Below are 21,218 nucleotides of genomic sequence, written 5' to 3' on the forward strand. Positions count from 1 at the left end.
CGCCGCCGAACGTTCTGAGCCACTAGACGAATCCTGGGGGATGCATGATCGGACTGGACGCGCTCGTCGCCGAACACGGTGTCGTGGGCGCTCAGGTCGCCGTGCTGCACGACGGTGAGATCACCGATGTGGCGGCAGGCGTGCTGAACAACGTCACGGGGGAGAAGGTGACGACCGGCTCGATCTTCCAGATCGGGTCGATCACCAAGGTCTGGACGGCGACGCTCGTCCAGGAGCTGGTGAACGAGGGCCTGCTCGACCTCGACCGGCCGGTGCGGGACGTGCTGCCCGGGTTCCGGCTGGCCGACGAGGAGGCCGCGCGGGTCGTCACGCCCCGGCACCTGCTCACCCACACCGGTGGGTTCGAGGGGGATCTCTTCCACGACACCGGCAGCGGTGACGACATGCTCGAGAAGTACGTCGAACGCATGGCGGACGCGCGGCAGGTGGTCGCGCCGGGCGAGTTGTACTCGTACTGCAACAGCGGCTTCACGCTGCTCGGTCGGGTCGTGGAAGTGCTGCGCGGCAAGCCTTTCCGGGTCGTCCTGCGGGAACGCCTGATCGAGCGGCTCGGGCTGCGCACCGCCGCCGTGAGCCACGCCGAGTACGCCTCCCAGGAGTGCGCCACCGGGCACCTGGGCAAGGAGCGCACGCCCGCCGGGAAGCTCATGACCGAGGCCGACGCGCCTGCGGGCAGTGTGCTCGCGATGAGTGCGCGGGACCTCCTGGTGTTCGTCGGGATGCACCTCGGCACCGGCGAGTTCGACGCGCTGCGCGTCACGCAGGTCGTGCCGCCCGACTTCGGCCTCGGCGGGAAGCAGGGGCTCGGGTGGGCGCTGCACGAGTACGCGGGTGGTGTCACCGGCATGGGGCACACCGGGTCGACGCTGGGCTTCAACGCCTACCTGCGGGTGGTCCCCGAGGCCGGGCTCGCGGTCGCGGTCCTCACCAACGGCGGTGAGGAGCTGCCGCTGGTGCGCGCGGTCTACGAGCAGGTGTTCGGCGAACTGGCGGGTGTCAGGCTGCCCGAGTTCCCGATGCCGCCGCCCCTGCCGGTGCCGGTCGACGTCGAGCGGGTCGTCGGCGTGTACCGGTCGGCGGGAGTGGAGGTGCACGTCTCCGAGGGCGCGGGCGGGAGGGTGAACGTCCGGTACGTGGCGCTCGACCCCCTCTGGGAGGCCTTCTTCGAGGACGGTGAACGCGAGTACACCGGGCTGCGGGGCGACGCGCTGATCGCCGTCGAGAAGGACGACGGCCACCACCCGGTCATCGTCCTGTGCGGACGCGACGAGGACGACAGGGTGAAGTACCTGCACTGGGGCCGCGCGGCCCAGCGGATCTAGACAGCGCGCTTCGCGTACTTGGCGAGGAACTGCACGACGTCGGGCGTCACCTTCCGGTACAGCCCGTCGTCGTGGCCGCCGGGCTTGACCGCGCTCACCTGGGGGCGCACGTCGCGGATGAAACGGCGGGTGCCCTCGATGAACTTGTCCTTGTCGCCGATCCACACGCCCAGCGCCGTCGGGCCGGTCGCCTTGAGGTTGCGCAGCGGGTCGAGCGACGCCCACTCGGCCTCGCTCTTGAACGCGCGGCGCTTCGCCATCTCCGGCCACGTCGTGATGAGGCCGGGGGAGATGGCCGCGGCGGCCGCGACCGGGTCGCCCCGTTCGGCACGGCGGCGTGCGTAGAGCAGCGAGCCGAAGCCGCCCATCGACACGCCGGTCACCGCGAACGGTTCGCCGTAGCCGCGTTCCTTAAGCCAGCGCGGGACCTCGTCGAGCAGCATGGCCATCGGGTCGTCGCCGGGGACGTTCTCGTGCCAGTAGTTGTCGCCGCCGTCGACCGCGACGAACCCGAACGCGGGCACCGAGCCCTTCGCGACGGCCGCGGTCAGGACCTGGGGGAGGTCGCCGACGGCGGCGTGCCGGGCGTCGCCGCGCAGGCCGTGCAGCAGGATCGACATCGGCAGGCCGCGCGTGCTCACGCCCGCCGGGAGGTAGAAGGCGAGGGTGATCTCGCGGTGGCGGGCGGCCGAGTAGACGCGCTCGAACCGGATCACGGGCTTCGCGACCGGGGTGGCGCGCACCTTGTCCGCCGTCGCGATCTGCTGCTCGATGGGACCGGAGGACGACGACACGTACGTCGCGACGCCGGTGGCTGTCGCGATGACCACGCCTATCGCCGCGAGGAGGGTGCGGCGGCTGTACCTCGGTTCCCCCATGCTCACCTCATCGCGTGGGCACCGTTCCTCGTTTCCTGTTCAGAGGACGGAACGCACGCGTAAGGCAGTTCGTTCCTCACTCGAATAGCCCAGCCAGGTCAGCACGGCGTCAGTGTGCTCGCCGAGTGCCGGAACCGCACCCGGCGACCACTCGAAACCGGCCACGGGCGGCGGCAGCATCCGGGCCGTTCCGCCGGGAACGCGCACGTCAACCCACGTGTCGAGCTGCGGGTGGGTGGGCAGGTCGGTGATCGGCCTGGTCAGCGCGGCGGGCACGTCCGCACCGTCCAGAGTGGTCAGCAACTCGGCCGCGGTGAGGCCCGAAAACGCCTGTTCGAGCAGTTCCTGGAGCTCCGCGCGGTGCTCCACGCGGGACGCCACTGTGGCGAACCTCTCCTGCGGCGCGAGCCCGATCAGGCCGCACAGCCGCTGCCACTGCCCGTCGTTCTGCACGGCCAGGTGCACGGCGCCGTCCGCGCAGGCCACCGGCCCGTACGGCGCGATGCTCGGGTGGTGGGCGCCCGACCGCGGGGCCGAGGCTCCCGTCCCGGCGGCGTAGAGCATCGGCTGGTGCATCCACTCGGCCATCGCTTCGAAGAGTGACAACCGCAGCCGTGCGCCTTCACCCGTCCGGCCGCGCTGGAGCAACGCCGCGAGCACGGCCGCCTGGAGCTGGACGCCCGCCGCGATGTCCGCGACCGAGATGCCGGCACGGGCCACCACGTCGCCCTCCCCGGTCAGCGACACCAGCCCCGCCTCGGACTGCACCAGCGCGTCGAACGCCTTGCGGTCGGCGTACGGGCCGTCCCAGCCGTAGCCGGACAGCTCGCCGACGACCAGCGACGGCGGCAGGTCCAGCGCCAGCCGCGACCACACCCGCGGCGACAGGTTGCACAGCAGCACGTCGGCACGCGCGACCAGCCGCTCCAGCACCTCGCGGCCGTCGGGGTGGGTGATGTCGAGCGTCACCGACTCCTTGCCCACGTTCGTCCACGCGAAGTACGACGACACCTCACCGCACGCGGAGTCGTAGTGGCGGGCGAAGTCGCCGGTCCCAGGCCGTTCGACCTTGACGACCCGTGCGCCCAGATCGGCCAGCAGCCGCGTCGCGTACGGCACGGCGACGGCCTGCTCCAGGCTCACCACCACGACGCCGTCAAGCGGTCTCAACCACGCGCTCCCCACCGGTGTAGACGTTCATCGAGTCGCCGCGCAGGAAGCCGACGAGCGTCATGCCCTGCTCCTCGGCCAGCTCGACGGCGAGCGACGACGGCGCCGACACCGCCGCGAGGACCGGGATGCCGGACATCGCGGCCTTCTGCACCAGCTCGAACGACGCCCGCCCGGACACCATCAGCACCGCGCCGCGCAACGGCACCAGGTCCTGCAGCACCGCCCAGCCCAGGACCTTGTCGACGGCGTTGTGCCGGCCCACGTCCTCGCGCACGACGAGCAGCTCCCCGTCGACGAACAACCCGGCCGCGTGCAGCCCGCCGGTGCTCTCGAAGACCTTCTGCCGCTCCCGCAACGCGTCCGGGAAACCCGTGAGCATCTCGGGAGTCACCTTCACCTCGTCGAACGCGGGGGAGTAGCGGGTCTTGAGCTTCACCGCGTCCAGCGCGCCCTTGCCGCACACCCCGCACGACGACGTGGTGTAGAAGTTCCGCTCCACCCCGGTGTCCGGTGGCGGCACGCCCTCGGCCAGCGCGATGTCCAGCACGTTGTAGGTGTTCATGCCGTCGGGCCCGGTGCCCTCGCAGAACCGGGCGATCGAGATGTCCTTCGACGACCCGATCACGCCCTCGCTGAGCAGGAAGCCGTGCGCGAGCTCCACGTCCTGACCGGGCGTGCGCATCGTGACGGCCAACGCCTTGCCGTTGACCCTCAGCTCCAGCGGCTCCTCGGCGGCGAGCGCGTCGACTCTGCGCCGACGACCGCTCGGCGACACCCGTTCGACCGCTCGGCGCACCGTCACTCGGCCCATGTGCACATCTCCTTCGGACCGCTATGTTCCCCACCGACCAGGCTACGTGGGAGGGATTCCGGGGCATGGACGACGTCGTGATCGTGGGAGGCGGCCACAACGGTTTGGTGGCGGCCGCGTACCTCGCGCGGGCGGGGAAGTCGGTCAGGGTGCTGGAGAAGCTGCCGCACGTCGGCGGGGCCGCGGTGAGCGCGTCACCGTGGGAGGGCGTCGACGCCCGGCTCTCGCGCTTCTCGTACCTCGTGTCGCTGCTGCCCGACCGGATCGTGTCGGACCTCGGGCTGCGGCTGGCGCTGAAGTCGCGCGCCGCGTCCTCGTACACCCCCAACGGCAAGACGGGTCTGCTCGTCGAACGCTCGCCGGGTGCGGCGACGGTGGAGTCGTTCGAGGCCGTCTGCGGGTCGCTCGACGACTGGGAGCGGTGGCAGCGCTGGTACGCGGACCTGGAGCTGATGGCCCAGGCCCTGGCGCCGACCCTGCTGGAACCGCTGGTGTCCCGCGACCACCTGCGAGTGCACGTCGACGCGGTGGCGCGCGGGCGGGTGTGGGAGCAGGTCTTCGAACGGCCGATCGGCGCGACGCTGCAGGAGCTGTTCGACAACAACCTGGTGCGCGGGGTCGTCGCGACGGACGCGTTGATCGGCACGCACGCCTCGCTGCACTCGTTGAGCGCCAACAAGTGCTTCCTCTACCACGTGATCGGCAACGGCACGGGCGAGTGGAAGGTCCCGGTCGGCGGCATGGGCGGGGTCACCGCCGAGCTGGAACGGGTCGCGCGCGAGGCCGGCGCGCAGATCGTCACCGGAGCCGAGGTGACGTCCGTCGAGTCGGACGGCAAGACCGCCGCGGTGACCTGCGGGGACACGACGGTCGAGGCCCGGTTCGTGCTCTCGAACGTGGCACCGTCGGTGCTGGGACGCTTGCGGGGCAAGGAGGTCCAGGACGCGCCCGGCTGCCAGCTGAAGATCAACATGTTGCTGCGCAGGCTGCCCGAGCTGAAGTCCGGCGTCGACGCGCGGCTGGCGTTCGCCGGCACGTTCCACCTCGACGAGTCCTACGACCAGCTGGAGACCGCGTACCTGGAGAGCGCGGCCGGTCAGGTGCCGTCGGTCCTGCCGGGCGAGATGTACTGCCACTCGCTGACGGACCCGTCGATCCTCGGGCCGTCGCTGCGGGGCCACGAGACGCTGACGCTGTTCGGCCTGCACCTGCCCGCGTCGCTCTTCCAGGGCCGCAACGAGGAACTGCGCGACGAACTCGTGCGGCGCTACCTCGACCAGCTCGACGCGCACCTCGTGGAGCCGATCCGGGACTGCCTCGCCACCGACGCCGACGGCGAGCCGTGCATCGAGGCCCGCACCCCGCTCGACCTGGAGTCCGAGCTGGGACTGCCGGGCGGCAACATCTTCCACGGCGAGCTCGACTGGCCGTTCGCCGAGACCGAGGACCAGATCGGCAGGTGGGGCGTCGAGACCGATGTGGACAACGTCCTCGTCTGCGGCGCGGGATCCCGGCGCGGCGGCGGGGTCAGCGGCATCGGCGGCCACAACGCGGCGAAAGCGGTCCTCGAACGAATTTGAGACATGTTCGATGACACCCAACGTCATCTCTGGTTACAGTTGCGCGTGTGGGGGACTTCTACGGGATCGCGGAGATCGCCGACGCCATGGGGCTCAGTCGGCAGCTGGTGGCTGTGTGGAGAAAGCGGCGCTCCCACGGCATTCCCGAGCCGGACGCCGAACTCGCGTCCGGCCCGATCTGGCGGCGTGAGACGGTCGAGCCGTGGATCGAACGCACGCGTGGCCGGCTGGGTCTCGCCGGCACGCGCGAGTCCGCGAGCAGGAGCCTGAGGCTGCGCACGTGCCGTCGCGTGCTGAGGCTGGCGGCGCTGATGCTGGAGGAACCCCAGCGGCCGCGGGTGCTCAACGAGGCCGCGGACCAGTTGCGCGACCTGATCCACGAGGTCGACCAGTCGGCGGACGACGTCGTCGGCGCGTTGCTGCGCGAGCTCATCGAGCCCGTCCGGGATCCTGACGTGCCGGCCGAGCTGCTCCGGGTGCCGGTGATCGAGTCGCTTCCGCTCGTGACCGCCGTGGCGCGGAACTCACCAGACTGGTGACGAGGGCGCCGAGCGCGGCCAGCGCCATGTCCGCGTGGGCGTCCCACATGTCGCCCTGCTGGCCGTTGTAGGCCTCGGCGACCTCGGGCGCGAGCGTCATCGCGAGCACGACCTCCAGCGACCGCAGCCACTTCCGCCGCAGCACCGCCATCAGGCACACGCCGCAGTTGAAGTGCACGAGCCGGTCGAAGTGGTTGCGCTCCCTGGAGAACGCTTCCGGCAGCCGCACGCCGAGCAGCGCGTCCGCCCAGTCGTCGTAGGAGACGAACAAGTAGATCCACCGCGCCGCGACCGTGTGCAGCGCGAGGAACGGCAGCGCCTGCTCTGCGGTGTCGAGGGCTTCCTGAGCAGTCACCACGCGAGCAGTGCCTATGCCGTCAGCGAGCCGTGCAACGCCTGCTCGGCAGCCTGGTCAGCGAACGCGCCCAGCGGCCACCACTTCCCCCGAGTCATGGGCGGCTTTATATCAGGATCTATATATCAAGGTTTCTTGCTAAAGGTTCCTTGATGTGAGACCTTGGTGTCATGACCGACAGTCCCATCACCGACCCCAAGGCACTCCGGGCGCTCTCGCACCCGTTCCGGTGGAAGCTGCTCCAGGTGCTCACCGAGCAGGGGCCGCACACCGCCACGCAGTGCTCGGAGAAGCTCGGTGAAAGCGTCGCGAGCTGCTCGTACCACCTGAACATGCTGGCCAAGTACGGGTTCGTCGAGGAGGTCGAGGGCGCGGGCCGGCAGAAGCCGTGGCGGATCGTGCGCGGACGCCAGTCCATCTCGTCGGAGGGGCTCGAGGGGGAGGCCGCGCTGGCTGCCGAAGCCGCCGCGATGGCCTACCTGGACCAGGAGTTCGAGCGCACCCGTGAACGCCTGCGGCGGCACGAGCACCTCCCGGAGGAGTGGCGCAGGACGGTCGGCACCCAGGGCACCGTCAAGTTCCTCACGGCGGAGGAGGCCGTCGAGTACCACGCCGAGGTGCAGGCGCTCCTGGAGAAGTACGACGACCGCCGTCTCGACGAGTCGCTGCGGCCCGAGGGCGCGCGGGCGGTCAGGTACTTCCTGGCCGTGACGGTCGCACCCGAATAACAACCCACCGAAGGAGAACTCGCATGATCTCGCACCACGATGCATTTGCTATCGCGAAGTACCGTCAGCAGGACTTCGAGGCCGACGCGGCCGCGCGCCGGCTCGTCAAGAAGGCCGAGGAGACGAAGGCCGAACCCGAACGGCGCCGCTTACGGCTCTCCGTCCGGGTCCGGCACGCCTGAGTCAGGCCACGGGCTCCAGTCGCACGATCACCGACTTGGAGGTGGGCGTCCCGGAGATGTCCGCCTTGGAGTCCAGCGGCACCAACGGGTTCGCCTCGGGGAAGTACGTCGCCACGCAGCCGCGGGCGGTCGAGTAGGCGACGATCCGGAACGCGTCGGCGCGGCGCTCGACGACGCCCGTCGGGTCGTCCTTCCACTCCGAGACGATGTTGACCATCTGGCCGTCGGAGAACCCGAGCGCCGCCACGTCCTCCGGGTTCACGAACACCACGCGGCGGCCGTCCTTCACACCGCGGTAGCGGTCGTCCAGGCCGTAGATCGTGGTGTTGTACTGGTCGTGGCTGCGCAGGGTCTGCATCAGCAGGCGGCCCTCGGGCACGTCGATGACCGTCATCTCGTTGGCCGTGAAGTTGGCCTTGCCGGTCGTCGTCGCGAACTCCTGCGAGTCGCGCGGCGGGTGCGGGAGCACGAAACCGTCGGGCCGGCGCACGCGCGTGTTGTAGTCGGCGCAGCCCGGCACGACCCGCGAGATGTGCTCGCGGATGACGTCGTAGTCCTTCTCGAACTCCTCCCACGCCACGGGGTGCGCGGCGCCGAGGGTCCTGCGCGCCAGGCGGCAGACGATCGAGACCTCGGACAGCAGCTGCTCCGACGCGGGTGCCAGCCGGCCGCGGGACCGGTGCACGACCGACATCGAGTCCTCGACCGTGACGAACTGCTCGCCCGAGTGCTGCACGTCGCTCTCGGTGCGGCCCAGGGCGGGCAGGATCAGCGCCGTCCTCCCGTGGACCACGTGCGAGCGGTTGAGCTTCGTCGACACGTGGACCGTGAGCGAGCACTGCTCCAGCGCCTTCTCGGTCACCGGGGTGTCCGGGGTGGCGCTGACGAAGTTGCCGCCCATGGCGATGAAGACCTTGCCGCGGCCGTGGCGCATCGCGTTGATGGCGTCGACGGTGTCGTAACCGTGCTTGCGCGGCACCGAGATGCCGAACTCGTTCTCCAGCGCCTTCAGGAAGAACTCCGGCATCTTCTCGTAGATGCCCATCGTGCGGTCGCCCTGCACGTTCGAGTGGCCGCGCACGGGGCACAGGCCCGCGCCGGGCTTGCCGATCATGCCGCGCAGGAACATGACGTTCGTGATCTCGCGGATCGTCGGCACGCTGTGCTTGTGCTGCGTGAGACCCATGGCCCAGCAGGCGATGGTGGCCTTCGAGTCGACGAACATGCCCGCCACGCGGGTGATCTGCTCGCGGGTCAGGCCGGTCGCGGTGAGCACGCGGTCCCAGTCGAGCTCGCGCAGGCTCTCGGCGTAGGCCTCGAAGCCGTGCGTCTTCGCCTCGATGAACGTCTTGTCGAGCTTGTCCCACTGCAGCAGCAGGTGCCCGATCGCCTGGAACAGCGCCTGGTCGCCGCCGACCTTGATCTGCACGAACTCGTCGGACAGCGCGGTGCCCCTGCCGACGACGCCCGCGACGTTCTGCGGGTTCTTGAACCGCATCAGGCCCGCCTCCGGCAGCGGGTTGATCGCGATGATCTTCGCGCCGTTCTTCTTGGCGTCCTCGAGCGCGCTGAGCATGCGCGGGTGGTTCGTGCCGGGGTTCTGGCCGATGACCACGATGAGGTCGGCGAGGTCGAAGTCCTTGATCGACACCGAGCCCTTGCCGATGCCGATCGTCTCGTTCAGCGCCGAGCCGGACGACTCGTGGCACATGTTCGAGCAGTCCGGCAGGTTGTTCGTGCCGAACGAGCGGACCAGCAGCTGGTAGAGGAACGCGGCCTCGTTGCTGGTGCGGCCCGAGGTGTAGAAGATCGCCTCGTCCGGGTTCGGCAACGCGTTCAGCTCGTCGGCGATCAGCGTGAACGCCTCGTCCCAGGCGATCGGTGTGTAATGCGTCGCACCCGGCCGCAGCACCATCGGTTCGGTGATCCGGCCCTGCTGCCCGAGCCAGTAGTCGGTCTTCGTCCGCAGGCTCTCGATGGAGTGCTCCGCGAAGAACGCTGGGCCGATGCGGCGCTTGGTGGCCTCCTCCGCGACGGCCTTGGCGCCGTTCTCGCAGAACTCCGCCATCTTGCGGTGCCCCTGCGGCTCCGGCCACGCGCAACCGGGGCAGTCGAAACCTTCGCGCTGGTTGAGCAGCCGCAACGTCTTCACCGTGCGCCCGACACCCATCTGCTCGACCGCGCGGTCGAGCGACACGAGCACGCCGGGGATCCCCGCGGCCCATGTCTTCGGGGTGCTGACTTCGATCGCGGACTCGTCGACGTCGTGCTGCGGGGGCTTGCTGCTCATGCGTCCCATTCAACGCTTATGGACGTCGGCGCCGCCAGCGCCCCCGAAGAACGCGGCGGCGTCGCCCGTCACGGGCCCCAAGGGGTTGAACGGTCCGTGACGCTCAATTGTGATCGCCGTCACTCTCGCTCGGCACCTCTGAAAGAGTGATCAATCGCAGGTGTTCTCGGTCGGGATCTCCCCGTCCGGCGAGAAGTACTTCTTCTCCTGACCCGGCAGGCCGACGCCCTGCTTGCGGGGCTCGGTGAACTGCGGCGCCAGGAAGCCGTCCTTCGCCGCCTGGCAGGCGATCGAGTACTGGTAGCCCGAGGAGTCCGAGGGCCACAGCCCCTCCGGTGTGATGGCGTACGTCACCTGCTCGCGGACCGCGGCGACGATCTCCATCTGGTCGGTGAGCTTCCCCGGCTCCGGCGGCTCGAACGCGTACGCGAACACGTAGTCCGCCGTGACGGCCGGGTAGCCGTCCTTCTCGCCGAGCGTCATCTTCCCGGACACGCGGATGCCGTTCGGCAGCAGCTTCGTGCCCTGCTTGAGCCGCGTGACCCAGCCGGTGACGTCCTTGGCCACGTGCTCGCGCGCGGGAGGTGCCAGCATCGCGAGGAACCGGTCGGGCTTGTGCTCGGTGAGCACCGCCGGGTCCAGTCGCGCGGCGACGAGCGCCTGCCGGACCTGCCCGTACGCCGGGTTGCCGTCGGGCGCGACGATGCCCTTCTCGCCCTCCGGCCACTGCTCCGCCGGCGTCTTCGCGAACGGGACCTCCACGTTCACGCCCGAGTGCGGCAGCTGCACGTCCGGCAACGAGACGTCGCCGAACTTCCCGGCCCGGTGGAAGCCGAACAGCACGCCGGCGATGACGAGCAGCGCGATCGCGGAGACGACCTTGCCGCTGTGCCGACGCCACCGCGCCCGGCCGCGCTGCCTGCGGATCTCCCGCTTCGCCCGTCTGTTCGCGCCCCGGATCCAGGCCGCGTCCTTCAGATCAGGATGATCTTCGATGTCGTGGTGCACGTGTTCCCCCAGATGATCGGCGCACATCATCGGCCAGCCCGGTGAGGACGTGGTCCGCCCTGCGGGAATCGTCGCCGGGCCGTTATCAGGTATCTCGTTTCAAGTCGAGACCCCGGCCTCCGTAGACTTCTCGGCTGTGACTGAACTCGACACCGCAACCCAGCGTCCCGAACTCCCCGCCGCGTGGACCCCGGCGGAGGTAGAGGCGGAGCTGTACCAGCGGTGGGTCGACCGGCGGTACTTCGAGGCGGACGTCAAGAGCGACAAGCCGCCGTTCACGATCGTGCTGCCCCCGCCCAACGTCACCGGCTCGCTGCACATGGGCCACGCCATGAACCACAGCGTGATGGACGCGCTGACCAGGCGCCGCCGCATGCAGGGCTACGAGGTCCTGTGGCTGCCCGGCATGGACCACGCCGGCATCGCGACGCAGAACGCCGTCGAGCGCGACCTAGCGAAGCAGGGCCTGTCGCGGCAGGACCTCGGGCGCGAGAAGTTCGTCGAGCGCGTCTGGGAGTGGAAAGAGGAGTACGGCGGCAAGATCCTCGACCAGATGAAGCGGCTCGGCGACGGCATCGACTGGTCGCGCGAGCGCTTCACCATGGACGAGGGCCTGTCGCGCGCCGTCCAGACGATCTTCAAGAAGATGTACGACGACGGCCTCATCTACCAGGCCGAGCGGATCATCAACTGGTGCCCGCGCTGCCAGACGGCGCTGTCGGACATCGAGGTCGACCACAGCGACGACGAGGGCGAGCTCGTCTCGATCCGCTACGGCGACGGGGAGAACTCGATCGTCGTCGCGACCACGCGCGCCGAGACGATGCTGGGTGACACCGCGGTCGCCGTCCACCCGGACGACGAGCGCTACCAGCACCTCATCGGCACCGAGGTCGAGCTGCCCCTGACCGGCCGCCGCATCCCGATCGTCGCCGACGCGCACGTCGACCCGAAGTTCGGCACGGGCGCCGTCAAGGTCACGCCCGCCCACGACCCGAACGACTTCGAGATCGGCCAGCGCCACGGCCTGCCGAACCTCACGGTCATGGACGGCCGCGCCACGATCACCGTGCCCGGCCCGTTCCTCGGCCTCGACCGGTTCGAGGCGCGCCCGGCGATCGTCGCCGCACTGCGCGCGGAGGGCCGGATCGTCGCGGAGAAGCGGCCGTACGTCCACTCGGTCGGCCACTGCTCGCGCTGCAACACGGTCGTCGAGCCGCGCCTGTCGCTGCAGTGGTGGGTCAAGGTCGAGAGCATCGCCGCCGCCGCGTCCGCCGCCGTCCGCGACGGCCGCACCAAGATCCACCCGGCCGAGCTCAACAAGCGGTACTTCGACTGGACCGACAACCTGCACGACTGGTGCATCTCGCGCCAGCTGTGGTGGGGCCACCGGATCCCGGTCTACTACGGCCCGAACGGCGAGGTCGTCTGCGTCGGACCGGACGACGAGGTGCCCACCGGTGAGGGCTGGCGCCAGGACGAGGACGTCCTCGACACCTGGTTCTCCTCGGGCCTGTGGCCGTTCTCGACGCTGGGCTGGCCGGACTCCACCGAGGACCTGAAGAAGTTCTACCCGACCTCGGTCCTGTCCACCGGCTACGACATCCTGTTCTTCTGGGTCGTCCGGATGATGATGTTCGGCCTGTACGCGATGGACGAGGTCCAGCCGTTCGACCACGTCTTCCTGCACGGCCTGATCCGCGACCAGTACGGCAAGAAGATGTCGAAGTCCAAGGGCAACGGCATCGACCCGCTCGACTGGATGGAGCGCTACGGCGCCGACGCCACCCGGTTCACGCTGCTGCGCGGCACGAACCCCGGTTCGGACATGGCCGTCGCCGAGGAGTGGGCGGCCGGTTCCCGCAACTTCACCACGAAGCTGTGGAACGCCACCCGGTTCGCGCTGGCCAACGGCGCGACGGTGGAGCGTCCGCTGCCCGCTCGGGACGAGCTGACGGCGGCCGACCGCTGGATCCTCGACGAGCTCGACGCGCTGGTGTCCACTGTGGACTCCAACTTCGAGGCGTTCCAGTTCTCCCGTGCCTGCGAGGCGCTCTACAGCTTCACGTGGGACGAGTTCTGCGACTGGTACCTGGAGATCGCGAAGGTCCAGATCGCGGACGGCCGCGCCGAGGCCACGCAGTCCGTCCTGGGCCACGTCCTCGACACGCTGCTGCGCCTGCTGCACCCGGCCATCCCGTTCATCACCGAGACGCTGTGGACGTCGCTGACCGGCGGTGAGTCGCTGGTCGTCGCCGACTGGCCGAAGCCGTCCGGTGCCGAGCGCGACCTGGACGCCAAGGCCGAGGTCGAGGGCCTGAAGAAGCTCGCGACCGAGATCCGCCGGTTCCGTTCCGAGCAGGGCCTCAAGCCCGGCCAGAAGGTCGCGGGCAAGGTCCGCGGCGCGTGCTGCGTCGGTCTGCTCGACCAGGTCCCGTCGGTCCGCGCGATGACGCGGCTCACCGAGCCGGGCGACGAGTTCACCGTCTCGGCGACGCTCGAGGTCGGTCTGCCCAAGGGCGCGGTGAAGGTCGAGCTGGACCTGTCCGGCGCGATCGACGTCGCCGCGGAGCGCAAGCGCCTCGCGAAGGACCTGGCCGTGGCGCAGAAGGAGCTCGACGGCACGACGAAGAAGCTGGGCAACGAGGCGTTCCTCGCCAAGGCGCCCGCCGACGTCAAGGCCAAGATCGAGGAGCGCAAGGCCGTGGCCGAGTCCGAGATCGCCCGCATCAACGAGCGCCTCGCGGCGTTGCCGGAGGCGTAAGAACAGTGGAAACGAACCTCGACGAGTTCCTCGACGTCGAGAACGAGCTGAACCAGCGGTGGCCCGAGACGAAGCTCGAGCCGTCGCTGGACCGGATCAAGGCGCTCGCCCACGTGCTGGGCGACCCGCAGACGTCCTACCCGGTCGTGCAGCTGACGGGCACGAACGGCAAGACGTCGACGTCGCGCATGGTCGACGCGCTCTTCACGCGCATCGGCCTGCGCACGGGCCGGTTCACGAGCCCGCACCTGCAGCTCGCGACCGAGCGGATCAGCCTCGACAACCAGCCGATCTCGCCGGAGCGCTACGTCGAGGTCTACCGCGACATCGAGCCGTACGTCGCGATGGTCGACTCGCGGTCCGAGATCCGGATGAGCAAGTTCGAGGTGCTCACCGGCATGGCCTACGCGGCCTTCGCGGACGCGCCGGTCGACGTCGCCGTGGTCGAGGTCGGCATGGGTGGCACGTGGGACGCGACGTCCATCGTGGACACCCGCGTCGCCGTGCTGACCCCGATCGGCGTCGACCACACCGAGTACCTGGGCAACCGCCCCGAGGACATCGCGGTCGAGAAGTCCGGCATCATCAAGCCGGGCTCGGTCGCGATCATCGGCGAGCAGACGCCCGAGGTCATGCGGGTGCTGCTGGAGCGAGTGGCCGAGGTCGACGCGACCGTGGCCCGCTTCGGCAGCGAGTTCGGCGTGATCTCGCGGGCCGTCGCGGTCGGCGGCCAGATGATCACGTTGCAGGGCCTCAGCGGCGTGTACGAGGACATCTTCCTGCCGCTGCACGGAGAACACCAGGCGGCGAACGCGGCGATCGCGCTGGCCGCCGTCGAGGCGTTCTTCGGCGCGGGCCCGGACCGCCAGATCAACGTCGACTTCGTCCGCGAGGGCTTCGCGTCGGTCATCACGCCGGGCAGGCTGGAGCGCGTTCGCAGCGCTCCCAACGTGTTCGTCGACGCCGCGCACAACCCGCACGGCGCCGTGGCACTGGCCAAGGCGCTGGAGTCGGAGTTCGGCTTCCGCAAGCTGGTCGCCGTCGTCGCGGTCATGTCCGACAAGGACGCCGAGGGCATCCTGTCCGCCCTGGAACCGGTCGTGCAGGAACTGGTGATCACCACCAACTCCTCGCCGCGCGCCATGGACCCGGACGTGCTCGCCGGCCTCGCCGTGCCGATCTTCGGCGAGGACCGCTTCGAGGTGCGCCCGAGACTGGTCGACGCCATCGAGGAAGCCATTCACCTCACCGAGGACGAGCAGTCCGGCGGCGGCATCATCGTCACCGGCTCGGTCGTCACCGCCGGTGAGGCCCGCGCGCTGTTCGGAAAGGAGCCGGCATGACCACCCCGGCCCCTCTGAAGAAGGACCCGATGAAGGCGTTCCGGGGCATCATGGCCGGCACGCTGATCCTCGAGGTCATCGTCGTCGCCCTGGCCCTGCCGGTCATCGCCAAGCTGCACGGCGGCGTCACGTCGCTGGTCGGCTGGATCGCGTTCGGTTTCATCGCGGTGTTCATCGCGATGTGCGCGTTCGTCCGCCGGCCGTGGGCGATCCCGGTCGTCGTGGGCCTGCACGTGCTGCTGATCGCCTCGTGGCTGCTGCTGCCGGCGATGGGCGTGATCGGCGTGATCTTCGGGCTGGTGTGGGGCTACCTGCTGTGGCTGCGCAGGGACCTGTTGCAGCGGATGGCCGAGGGGCGGCTGCCCGCACAGCAGCAGGCGGCACGGGAGCAGGCGGAGCAGGAGCAGGCCTGACCGCGTGCGGCGGTCAGGCCCGGCACGTCACCTCTGCTTGTTCAGGTCCTCCTGGCCCTTCTCGTAACTCTCGTCCCAGTTGGCGCCTTCCTTGAACGCCTCGGACGCGCCGGTCCGCCCCAGGGCCACGGGCTTGACCGTGTCCGCGAACCCGTCCCGGCCGCGCGGCGCCATGATGTCGTCGACCCGGTTCGCCGCGTTCTTGGCCGCGTCGTTGCCGAACGTGAGCTTGTCGCGGATCGCGTTGTTGGCGCTCGCGAAGCCGTCCTCGATCTGCTTGACGGCGGCGTGGTTCTTGCCGATCGACCGGCCGACGCCCTTGGCCTTGCGGCCGATGTTGACCGCGGCCTTGGCGAGCGCGTCGGACACGCCCTTGAGGTTGTCGAACTTGCGGACGGCCTGCGCGAGCTTCATCAGCAGCTTGCTGACCTTGCCCGCGATCTTGCCCGCGGTCGACGCCGCACGGGCGACGGCCCAGCCGGTGAACGCGGCGATCGAGGCGCCGAAGCTGCACCAGCTCGTCGCGAGCGCGGTCACGGCGGCGATGATGAACTCCGCCACCACGTCCGCCACGATGTCGCGGATGATGCCGCGCACCGCCGCGACCAGGACGCCCGTGCCCCGGATGCCGGTGGCCACGGCGTTCGCGGCGCCTTCGAGGGCCTTGATCTGCTCGGCGAGCGTGGCGGCCGCCTTGCGGTAGCCGTCGCCGGACTGGCCGGTCCACGTGCTGGTCTGGCTGGTGGCGGCGGCCGCGTAGTCGTTGCCCACCTTGGCGCACGCCTTGGCGACCTCGCCCCAGGCGGCCGCGACGACGTTGATCGCGCCGGGATCGCCCGCCAGGTCGTCGAGCGGTTCCTTGAGGAACGACACGTGCTCGATCAGCCAGCCGATGCCCGCGCCCACGAGCGTGCCGAGCGGGTTCGCCACGAAGCCGAGCACGTCGAGCCCGAGGGCCACACCGTCGAACGCCCAGTCGCTCGGGTTGTTGAAGTCCTCCGCGCACTTCCAGACGGTGTCGACGATCCGCGCACCGTCGGTGGCGTTGTCGGCACTGACGTCGAGAACCATCTGCTACCCCTTGTACTTCGCGAAGAGCTTCGCGTGGTCGTCGTCGGTCTCGCGCGTCGCGTCCGCGCTGTCGCGCAGCGCGTCGGCCACGTCCGGCAGCGCGTTCGCCAGCTCGTTGATGGAATTCGCGATCGCCGCGATGTGGATGCGCACGGGAATGCTGAAGACCTGGCCGATGAGCCCGTACGTCTCGACGCCGAGATCAACGCTCTCGCCTCGTCCGGCGGCGCGCGTGAGCTCCATTCCGAACGACTGCACGGTGCCCGCGTGACTGATCACGTCGGCGGGCTCCATGGAAAATCCTGTCACCGGGACCCCTTACCGGTAGATGGTGCCGAACGGCTCGTCGTCGTCGCGCGGCGGTTGTTGTTGCCTTCGCGGCTGTTCGTCGGTCTCCTCCGGCGCCTGCGCCGCGGTGACCTGGTCGCGCAGGAAGTCCATGGCCGGCGTGCCGCCGATCAACGGCTGCATGGTCGCCTCCATCTGCCCGGCGACGGCCGCGTGGGCCCTGCTCACCGTCTCGGTGATCAGGGCGGCGAGCTGGTCGTGCGACATCCGCATCGCCGCGGGCGTCAGGCTGAGCTTCTCGAGCCGGCCGCCCGGCGCCATCCGCACCGCGACCGACCTGTCGGGACTGCTCACGTCCGCGCGCAACGCTTTGAGCTGGGCCTGCGTCTCCTCGGCTCTGCGCTGGATGTCGTTGACGCGACGCATGTAGTCGTCGAGCCGCTGCTGCCCAGCGCCCAGTTCTGCGGAACTCATGTCCCGTCAGACTGATCGGGCGGCGTTCCGGTTCCCTTACTTCGCCACCAGTTGCGCGGCCATGTCCTTTGCGGACTGCCGGGTGGACAGCACGACGCCCAGCAGGGCCAGCAGCACCAGCGCGTCCCGCCCACCGGCCAGCCACACGACGACCGGCGCGTCGTCGATCGCGAGCACCACCTCGACGACCGCCCACACCGCGAGCGCCGCGAGGATCGCCGACGGCACCCAGCTGCTCCCGCCCCGCGGCACCTTCTTCGCGTCGAGGTAGGACTGTCCATAGCGGACGATGCGGGCGGCGTCCTTGTGCACGCTCTCCGCGATCAGCCCGATGACCGCGGCGACGAGCACCGCGAACCCGGCCAGCACCCCGGACGGCAGGTCGACGAGCCACGCGTCCTCGATCGCGGGCCAGGGCGACACGAACTCCCCGGCGCGGCGCGGAGCGTCGAAGAACGGCATCGAGGCCAGCCCCTCCGCGGCGGCCGTGGCCAGCGCGAGCCACGCCAGCAGACGCAACCGCCGCACGCGCCGCGTGACAGGAGTGGCCTTCACCTCTGCCTTGGTGACCGGCCACTGGTCGTCGGGCTTCTTCGCGGCCGTCCGCGCGGGAACGAGCGACAGCACCGCCGCGACCAGGAACCATAGCGCCAGCAACCCGAGCGCGACGGCGGCGAGCGGCCCGGCGAGGAACCAGCGCGCGCTGTCGTTGCGCCCGGCCTCCCTCGTGGACCGGAACACGGCGACGTCCTGCTCGCCCGGCTCCAGTTGCCCCGGCGCGAACGCGACCCGCTCGGTGCCGCCGCCGTCCCACCGCACGTCCGCCTCACACGCGTGGGACGTGCCGACGCCCCACCGCCCGATCGGGCCGTGCTCGGTGCACGACGTCACGGTGGCGGTGCCGACCTGCCGTGCTTCCAGCGCGCCGGTCAGGACGTCCGTGGTGCGGATCGTCGTGGCCAGGGCCAGGAAGGCGAGGACGGCGGCGAGTCCGAAAGCGAGTGCGCGCACCCGCCCACCCTAGACATTGGCAACGCGACGGCAGGTCGCTTTCGGCAGCCGTCCGGGTTCACCCGATCGGGCCCCGAAGCCCGGACGAGGCCTGCGACCTGGCGCTATGCTGTTCGGAACTCGATTCTGCGCGAGGCACCGACCTGGAGCACCAGTCCGCCGACCACCTCATCACCGAGGACAAGACGAACGAGATCATCGGTGCCATGCTGGTGGTCGTACGGCCGACGATCGGGGGGTGACGTGCTGCGGTCGTCCATCCAACTGTCCGACCTGGCCTTCGACGTGCTGTGGAAGCAGGAGGAGCTGGGGGAGCACCACCCCGCCCTGCCGGTCGGCTCGCCCGGCGAGACCGAGGACCAGCGCGACGTCCTCGCTGAGCTGCACCGCGTGGGGCTCGACCACCCGGACGTGAGGGGCGCGCTGCACCTGATCGCCAAGGCGGAGCACGACTACTCGGCCTGGATCGCGGTCACACCGCACGAGACCAGGCCCGTCGTCGTGGCGGCGAACGCGCAGCAAGGTGTGCTCGCGGTGCACGACAACGGGTTCGTGCAGCTGCACCCGATCCGGCCGGAGAACGCGCCGGAGGTCCTCGCGATGCAGCTGCCGGACGTCCCGGCGGGCCGCGGCGCGTCGATCAACGTGCACGAGACCGAGATCAACCTGCACCAGCAGGGCCTGGCGTCGCCGACGCTCTCGTTGCGCCGGCTGCTCGCCCGGCCCCGCAAGGGCACGGCGAAGCTGTACGCGGCCAGGCACGACGGCGAGGGCAGGCAGCGGGCCAAGACGTTCCTCACCACGATCGACTTCGAGGACGGCCGCTGGCTCGTGGTCAAGTACACCGACGAGAACCACCAGAAGTGGGTGCACGCCACACCCGCGTCCCGCCAGGTCATCGCCGACTGGCTGAAGCGCCTGACCTGAGGGATTTACCACCGCCTAACCGGGCTGCCGCAGCGTCACGGCCGTGAGAAAGCCTTTCGCCATCGCCGCCGCACTGGCCGCGACGCTGCTGTCCGCCGGGTTCTCGGGCACCGCCCACGCCGAGACCGTCCCGGGATGTGCCTCCGCCAAGCAGATCGGCACCACCGGGTACGTGAAGTACCAGGGCGCCACCATCGCGTCGGTGAAGCAGTTCGCCGGCTGCGGCAAGAACTACGCCTACACCTGGGTCTGGGACTCCTACGCCCAGAACCACACCTTCCGCGTCACCAACTGGATCGCGGTGATCGACGGCACCGAGGAGTACCCCGGCAGCGAGTCCCGCAGCACCACCAGGCAGGAGCTCTGGGGTGCCGGTGGCGCCACGCTGGACAAGTGCACCCGCGCGGTGGCCAGCGTCACCGTGCCCGGCGGCGGCTACGTGAGCGGCTGGACCGACAAGCGCTGCTGAAGTTCACCCGCGGTTCGGCCGCTGGTCAGAACCGGCGACTAGAAACCGCGCATGACCTTCGACCGTCGTACGTTGTTCAAGGCAGGCGCACTCGGCACGGCCGCCGCCCTGGTGCCGGGTGGCGTCGGCCTCGCGAAGACCGACCGCCCGATCCTCACGCACGGCGTGCAGTCCGGTGACGTCACCTGGGACGGCGGCATCGTCTGGACCCGCGCGGACCGGCCGTCACGGATGCTCGTCGAGGTGTCCCACGACCCGAAGTTCCGCCTCTCCCGCCACTTCCGCGGTCCGTTGCTCACCCCGGAGACCGGCGGCACGGGCCAGCTGCGCGTCTCGAGCCTGCTGCCCGGCCGTCCGGCCTACTACCGCGTGACGGCCGAGGACCTGCACGGCCGCAGCCGCAGCGAACCGGTCACGGGCAGCTTCACGACGGCCCCGCTCGGCCGGGAGGAGGTCAGCTTCGTCTGGTCCGGTGACGTCGCGGGCCAGGGCTGGGGCATCAACCCCGACATCGGCGGCATGCCGATCTTCAAGGCGATGGCCGACCGCAGGCCCGACTTCTTCGTCCACAGCGGTGACAGCGTCTACTCCGACAACCCGATGCAGGCGAGCGTGACGCTCCCGGACGGCCGGGTGTGGCGCAACGTCGTCACGCCGGAGAAGTCCAAAGTGGCCGAAACGCTCGACGAGTACCGCGGCCAGTTCGCCTACAACCTCCTCGACGACAACGTGAAGCGGTTCGCCGCCCAGGTCCCGAGCTTCGTCCAGTGGGACGACCACGAGGTCACCAACAACTGGTACCCCGGCGAGATCCTGGAGTTGCCGCAGTACACCGAGAAGCGCGTGGACGTGCTGGCACAGCGCGCTTTCCAGGCGTTCCACGAGTGGATGCCGATCGATCAGAAGCGTGCGGTCGACGGTCGCGTCTACCGGAAGTTCTCCTACGGCCGCAACGTCGAGATCTTCGTGCTCGACATGCGCACCTACAAGGACAGGAACACCGCCCCGAAGGACCAGCCCGGCGTCATCCTCGGCGCGAAGCAGGCCAAGTGGCTCGTCGACTCCCTGAGCCGCAGCACGGCCACGTGGAAGATCATCGCGGCGGACCTGCCGATCGGCCTCACCGTGCCGGACGGCGCCGACGTCGAGGGCGTCGCGAACGGTCTGCCGGGCGCGCCCAACGGCCGTGAGCACGAGATCGCGTGGGTGCTCAGGGAGCTCAAGAAGCGCCGCGTCAAGAACACGGTGTGGCTGACGGCGGACGTCCACTACACGGCCGCGCACCACTACTCGCCCGACCGCGCGGCCGTCGGCGACTTCGACCCGTTCTGGGAGTTCGTGTCCGGCCCGCTGCACTCCGGCGCGTTCGGTCCGAACACGCTCGACCCGACGTTCGGCCCGCAGGCCGTGTTCGTGCACGCGCCACCCGCCGCCAACACCTCGCCGCTGGACGGGTTCCAGCACTTCGGCGAGGTCAAGGCGTCGCACCACGAGCTCACGGTGTGGCTGCGCGACGCCACCGGCGCGTCGCTGTGGTCCAAAACGCTGAAGGCCGTCTAGCAGGGACGTAG

General features: G+C 69.9%; 21 protein-coding genes. 11 read left to right on the forward strand and 10 right to left on the reverse strand.

All coding sequences use genetic code 11. The annotated features are described in order from the left end of the window. Nucleotides 1-44 precede the first annotated feature (44 nt). The gene (locus tag BMY74_RS32035; protein ID WP_089922223.1) at nucleotides 45-1,343 is read left to right on the forward strand and encodes a serine hydrolase domain-containing protein; all 1,299 of its coding nucleotides are present in this window, start codon (nucleotides 45-47) and stop codon (nucleotides 1,341-1,343) included. On the opposite strand, the gene BMY74_RS32040 is transcribed toward BMY74_RS32035, so the two are convergent. The 3 genes from BMY74_RS32040 to fdhD are packed head-to-tail and all read right to left on the reverse strand — an operon-like array spanning nucleotide 1,340 to nucleotide 4,205. Beyond that, entirely contained in the window at nucleotides 1,340-2,221 is an 882-nt protein-coding gene (locus tag BMY74_RS32040) for an alpha/beta hydrolase (RefSeq protein WP_089922224.1), read from the reverse strand. The genes BMY74_RS32035 and BMY74_RS32040 overlap by 4 nt on opposite strands. 39 nt (nucleotides 2,222-2,260) lie before the next feature. Further along, a complete protein-coding gene (locus tag BMY74_RS32045) occupies nucleotides 2,261-3,391 on the reverse strand; it encodes a CaiB/BaiF CoA transferase family protein (RefSeq protein ID WP_089922277.1) in 1,131 nt (376 codons plus the stop codon). Next, a complete protein-coding gene (gene fdhD / locus BMY74_RS32050) occupies nucleotides 3,378-4,205 on the reverse strand; it encodes a formate dehydrogenase accessory sulfurtransferase FdhD (protein ID WP_089922225.1) in 828 nt (275 codons plus the stop codon). Before fdhD ends, BMY74_RS32045 begins: the two co-directional genes overlap by 14 nt. Before the next feature lie 65 nt (nucleotides 4,206-4,270). Between fdhD and BMY74_RS32055 the strand changes: the two genes are divergently transcribed. Together BMY74_RS32055 and BMY74_RS32060 are read left to right on the forward strand one after the other, a co-directional pair. After that, nucleotides 4,271-5,785 (forward strand): phytoene desaturase family protein, encoded by a 1,515-nt coding sequence (locus BMY74_RS32055; RefSeq protein WP_089922226.1) that lies wholly within the window; start codon nucleotides 4,271-4,273, stop codon nucleotides 5,783-5,785. A 47-nt stretch (nucleotides 5,786-5,832) separates the two neighbouring features. After that, nucleotides 5,833-6,324 (forward strand): hypothetical protein, encoded by a 492-nt coding sequence (locus tag BMY74_RS32060; RefSeq protein ID WP_089922227.1) that lies wholly within the window; start codon nucleotides 5,833-5,835, stop codon nucleotides 6,322-6,324. On the opposite strand, the gene BMY74_RS32065 is transcribed toward BMY74_RS32060, so the two are convergent. Continuing rightward, nucleotides 6,215-6,682, reverse strand: a complete 468-nt coding sequence (locus BMY74_RS32065) for a DUF2238 domain-containing protein (RefSeq protein ID WP_218159811.1) — start codon at nucleotides 6,680-6,682, stop codon at nucleotides 6,215-6,217. The genes BMY74_RS32060 and BMY74_RS32065 overlap by 110 nt on opposite strands. A gap of 167 nt (nucleotides 6,683-6,849) precedes the next feature. Here BMY74_RS32065 and BMY74_RS32070 point away from each other — a divergent pair, with 167 nt between their 5' ends. Further along, entirely contained in the window at nucleotides 6,850-7,407 is a 558-nt protein-coding gene (locus BMY74_RS32070; protein WP_089922229.1) for an ArsR/SmtB family transcription factor, read from the forward strand. A gap of 23 nt (nucleotides 7,408-7,430) precedes the next feature. After that, on the forward strand, nucleotides 7,431-7,589 hold the full coding sequence (locus BMY74_RS45335) for a hypothetical protein (RefSeq protein WP_177230019.1): 159 nt from the start codon (nucleotides 7,431-7,433) through the stop codon (nucleotides 7,587-7,589). 1 nt (nucleotide 7,590) lies between these two features. Here the strand turns inward: BMY74_RS45335 and BMY74_RS32075 are convergent, their stop codons facing one another. Together BMY74_RS32075 and BMY74_RS32080 are read right to left on the reverse strand one after the other, a co-directional pair. Beyond that, complete coding sequence (locus BMY74_RS32075; protein ID WP_089922230.1) at nucleotides 7,591-9,879, reverse strand: FdhF/YdeP family oxidoreductase; 2,289 nt, start codon at nucleotides 9,877-9,879, stop codon at nucleotides 7,591-7,593. Between the two features lie 150 nt (nucleotides 9,880-10,029). After that, nucleotides 10,030-10,887 (reverse strand): hypothetical protein, encoded by an 858-nt coding sequence (locus tag BMY74_RS32080; protein ID WP_089922231.1) that lies wholly within the window; start codon nucleotides 10,885-10,887, stop codon nucleotides 10,030-10,032. 136 nt (nucleotides 10,888-11,023) lie between these two features. Between BMY74_RS32080 and BMY74_RS32085 the strand changes: the two genes are divergently transcribed. From BMY74_RS32085 to BMY74_RS32095, 3 genes are read left to right on the forward strand one after another with little or no spacing between them, the layout of a single operon-like run. Continuing rightward, the gene (locus BMY74_RS32085) at nucleotides 11,024-13,651 is read left to right on the forward strand and encodes a valine--tRNA ligase (RefSeq protein ID WP_089922232.1); all 2,628 of its coding nucleotides are present in this window, start codon (nucleotides 11,024-11,026) and stop codon (nucleotides 13,649-13,651) included. A gap of 5 nt (nucleotides 13,652-13,656) precedes the next feature. Further along, a complete protein-coding gene (folC, locus tag BMY74_RS32090) occupies nucleotides 13,657-14,994 on the forward strand; it encodes a bifunctional tetrahydrofolate synthase/dihydrofolate synthase (protein ID WP_089922233.1) in 1,338 nt (445 codons plus the stop codon). Continuing rightward, a complete protein-coding gene (locus tag BMY74_RS32095) occupies nucleotides 14,991-15,407 on the forward strand; it encodes a DUF4233 domain-containing protein (protein WP_089922234.1) in 417 nt (138 codons plus the stop codon). Before folC ends, BMY74_RS32095 begins: the two co-directional genes overlap by 4 nt. Nucleotides 15,408-15,434: 27 nt before the next feature. On the opposite strand, the gene BMY74_RS32100 is transcribed toward BMY74_RS32095, so the two are convergent. Genes BMY74_RS32100 through BMY74_RS45340 form a run of 4 tightly spaced genes read right to left on the reverse strand, consistent with a single transcriptional unit; the run spans nucleotide 15,435 to nucleotide 18,251 of the window. After that, nucleotides 15,435-16,478 carry a WXG100-like domain-containing protein gene (locus BMY74_RS32100; RefSeq protein WP_089922235.1) on the reverse strand — a complete coding sequence of 348 codons (1,044 nt, stop codon included), beginning with the start codon at nucleotides 16,476-16,478 and terminating at the stop codon, nucleotides 15,435-15,437. Nucleotides 16,479-16,481: 3 nt separating this feature from the next. Further along, nucleotides 16,482-16,787: a hypothetical protein gene (locus BMY74_RS32105; protein ID WP_245786473.1), complete on the reverse strand. Its 306-nt coding sequence runs from the start codon at nucleotides 16,785-16,787 to the stop codon at nucleotides 16,482-16,484. A 9-nt stretch (nucleotides 16,788-16,796) separates the two neighbouring features. After that, the gene (locus BMY74_RS32110) at nucleotides 16,797-17,240 is read right to left on the reverse strand and encodes a YbaB/EbfC family nucleoid-associated protein (protein ID WP_089922237.1); all 444 of its coding nucleotides are present in this window, start codon (nucleotides 17,238-17,240) and stop codon (nucleotides 16,797-16,799) included. A gap of 36 nt (nucleotides 17,241-17,276) precedes the next feature. Then, a complete protein-coding gene (locus tag BMY74_RS45340; RefSeq protein WP_177230020.1) occupies nucleotides 17,277-18,251 on the reverse strand; it encodes a DUF6346 domain-containing protein in 975 nt (324 codons plus the stop codon). Nucleotides 18,252-18,494: 243 nt separating this feature from the next. Between BMY74_RS45340 and BMY74_RS45345 the strand changes: the two genes are divergently transcribed. The 3 genes from BMY74_RS45345 to BMY74_RS32130 are packed head-to-tail and all read left to right on the forward strand — an operon-like array spanning nucleotide 18,495 to nucleotide 21,207. Beyond that, a complete protein-coding gene (locus tag BMY74_RS45345) occupies nucleotides 18,495-19,178 on the forward strand; it encodes an ESX secretion-associated protein EspG (protein ID WP_177230021.1) in 684 nt (227 codons plus the stop codon). Between the two features lie 43 nt (nucleotides 19,179-19,221). Continuing rightward, nucleotides 19,222-19,647: a hypothetical protein gene (locus BMY74_RS32125; protein ID WP_089922240.1), complete on the forward strand. Its 426-nt coding sequence runs from the start codon at nucleotides 19,222-19,224 to the stop codon at nucleotides 19,645-19,647. Between the two features lie 51 nt (nucleotides 19,648-19,698). After that, nucleotides 19,699-21,207 (forward strand): alkaline phosphatase D family protein, encoded by a 1,509-nt coding sequence (locus BMY74_RS32130; protein ID WP_089922241.1) that lies wholly within the window; start codon nucleotides 19,699-19,701, stop codon nucleotides 21,205-21,207. Nucleotides 21,208-21,218: the final 11 nt, after the last annotated feature.

The organism is Lentzea albida (assembly GCF_900111005.1).
GTDB lineage: Bacteria > Actinomycetota > Actinomycetes > Mycobacteriales > Pseudonocardiaceae > Lentzea > Lentzea albida.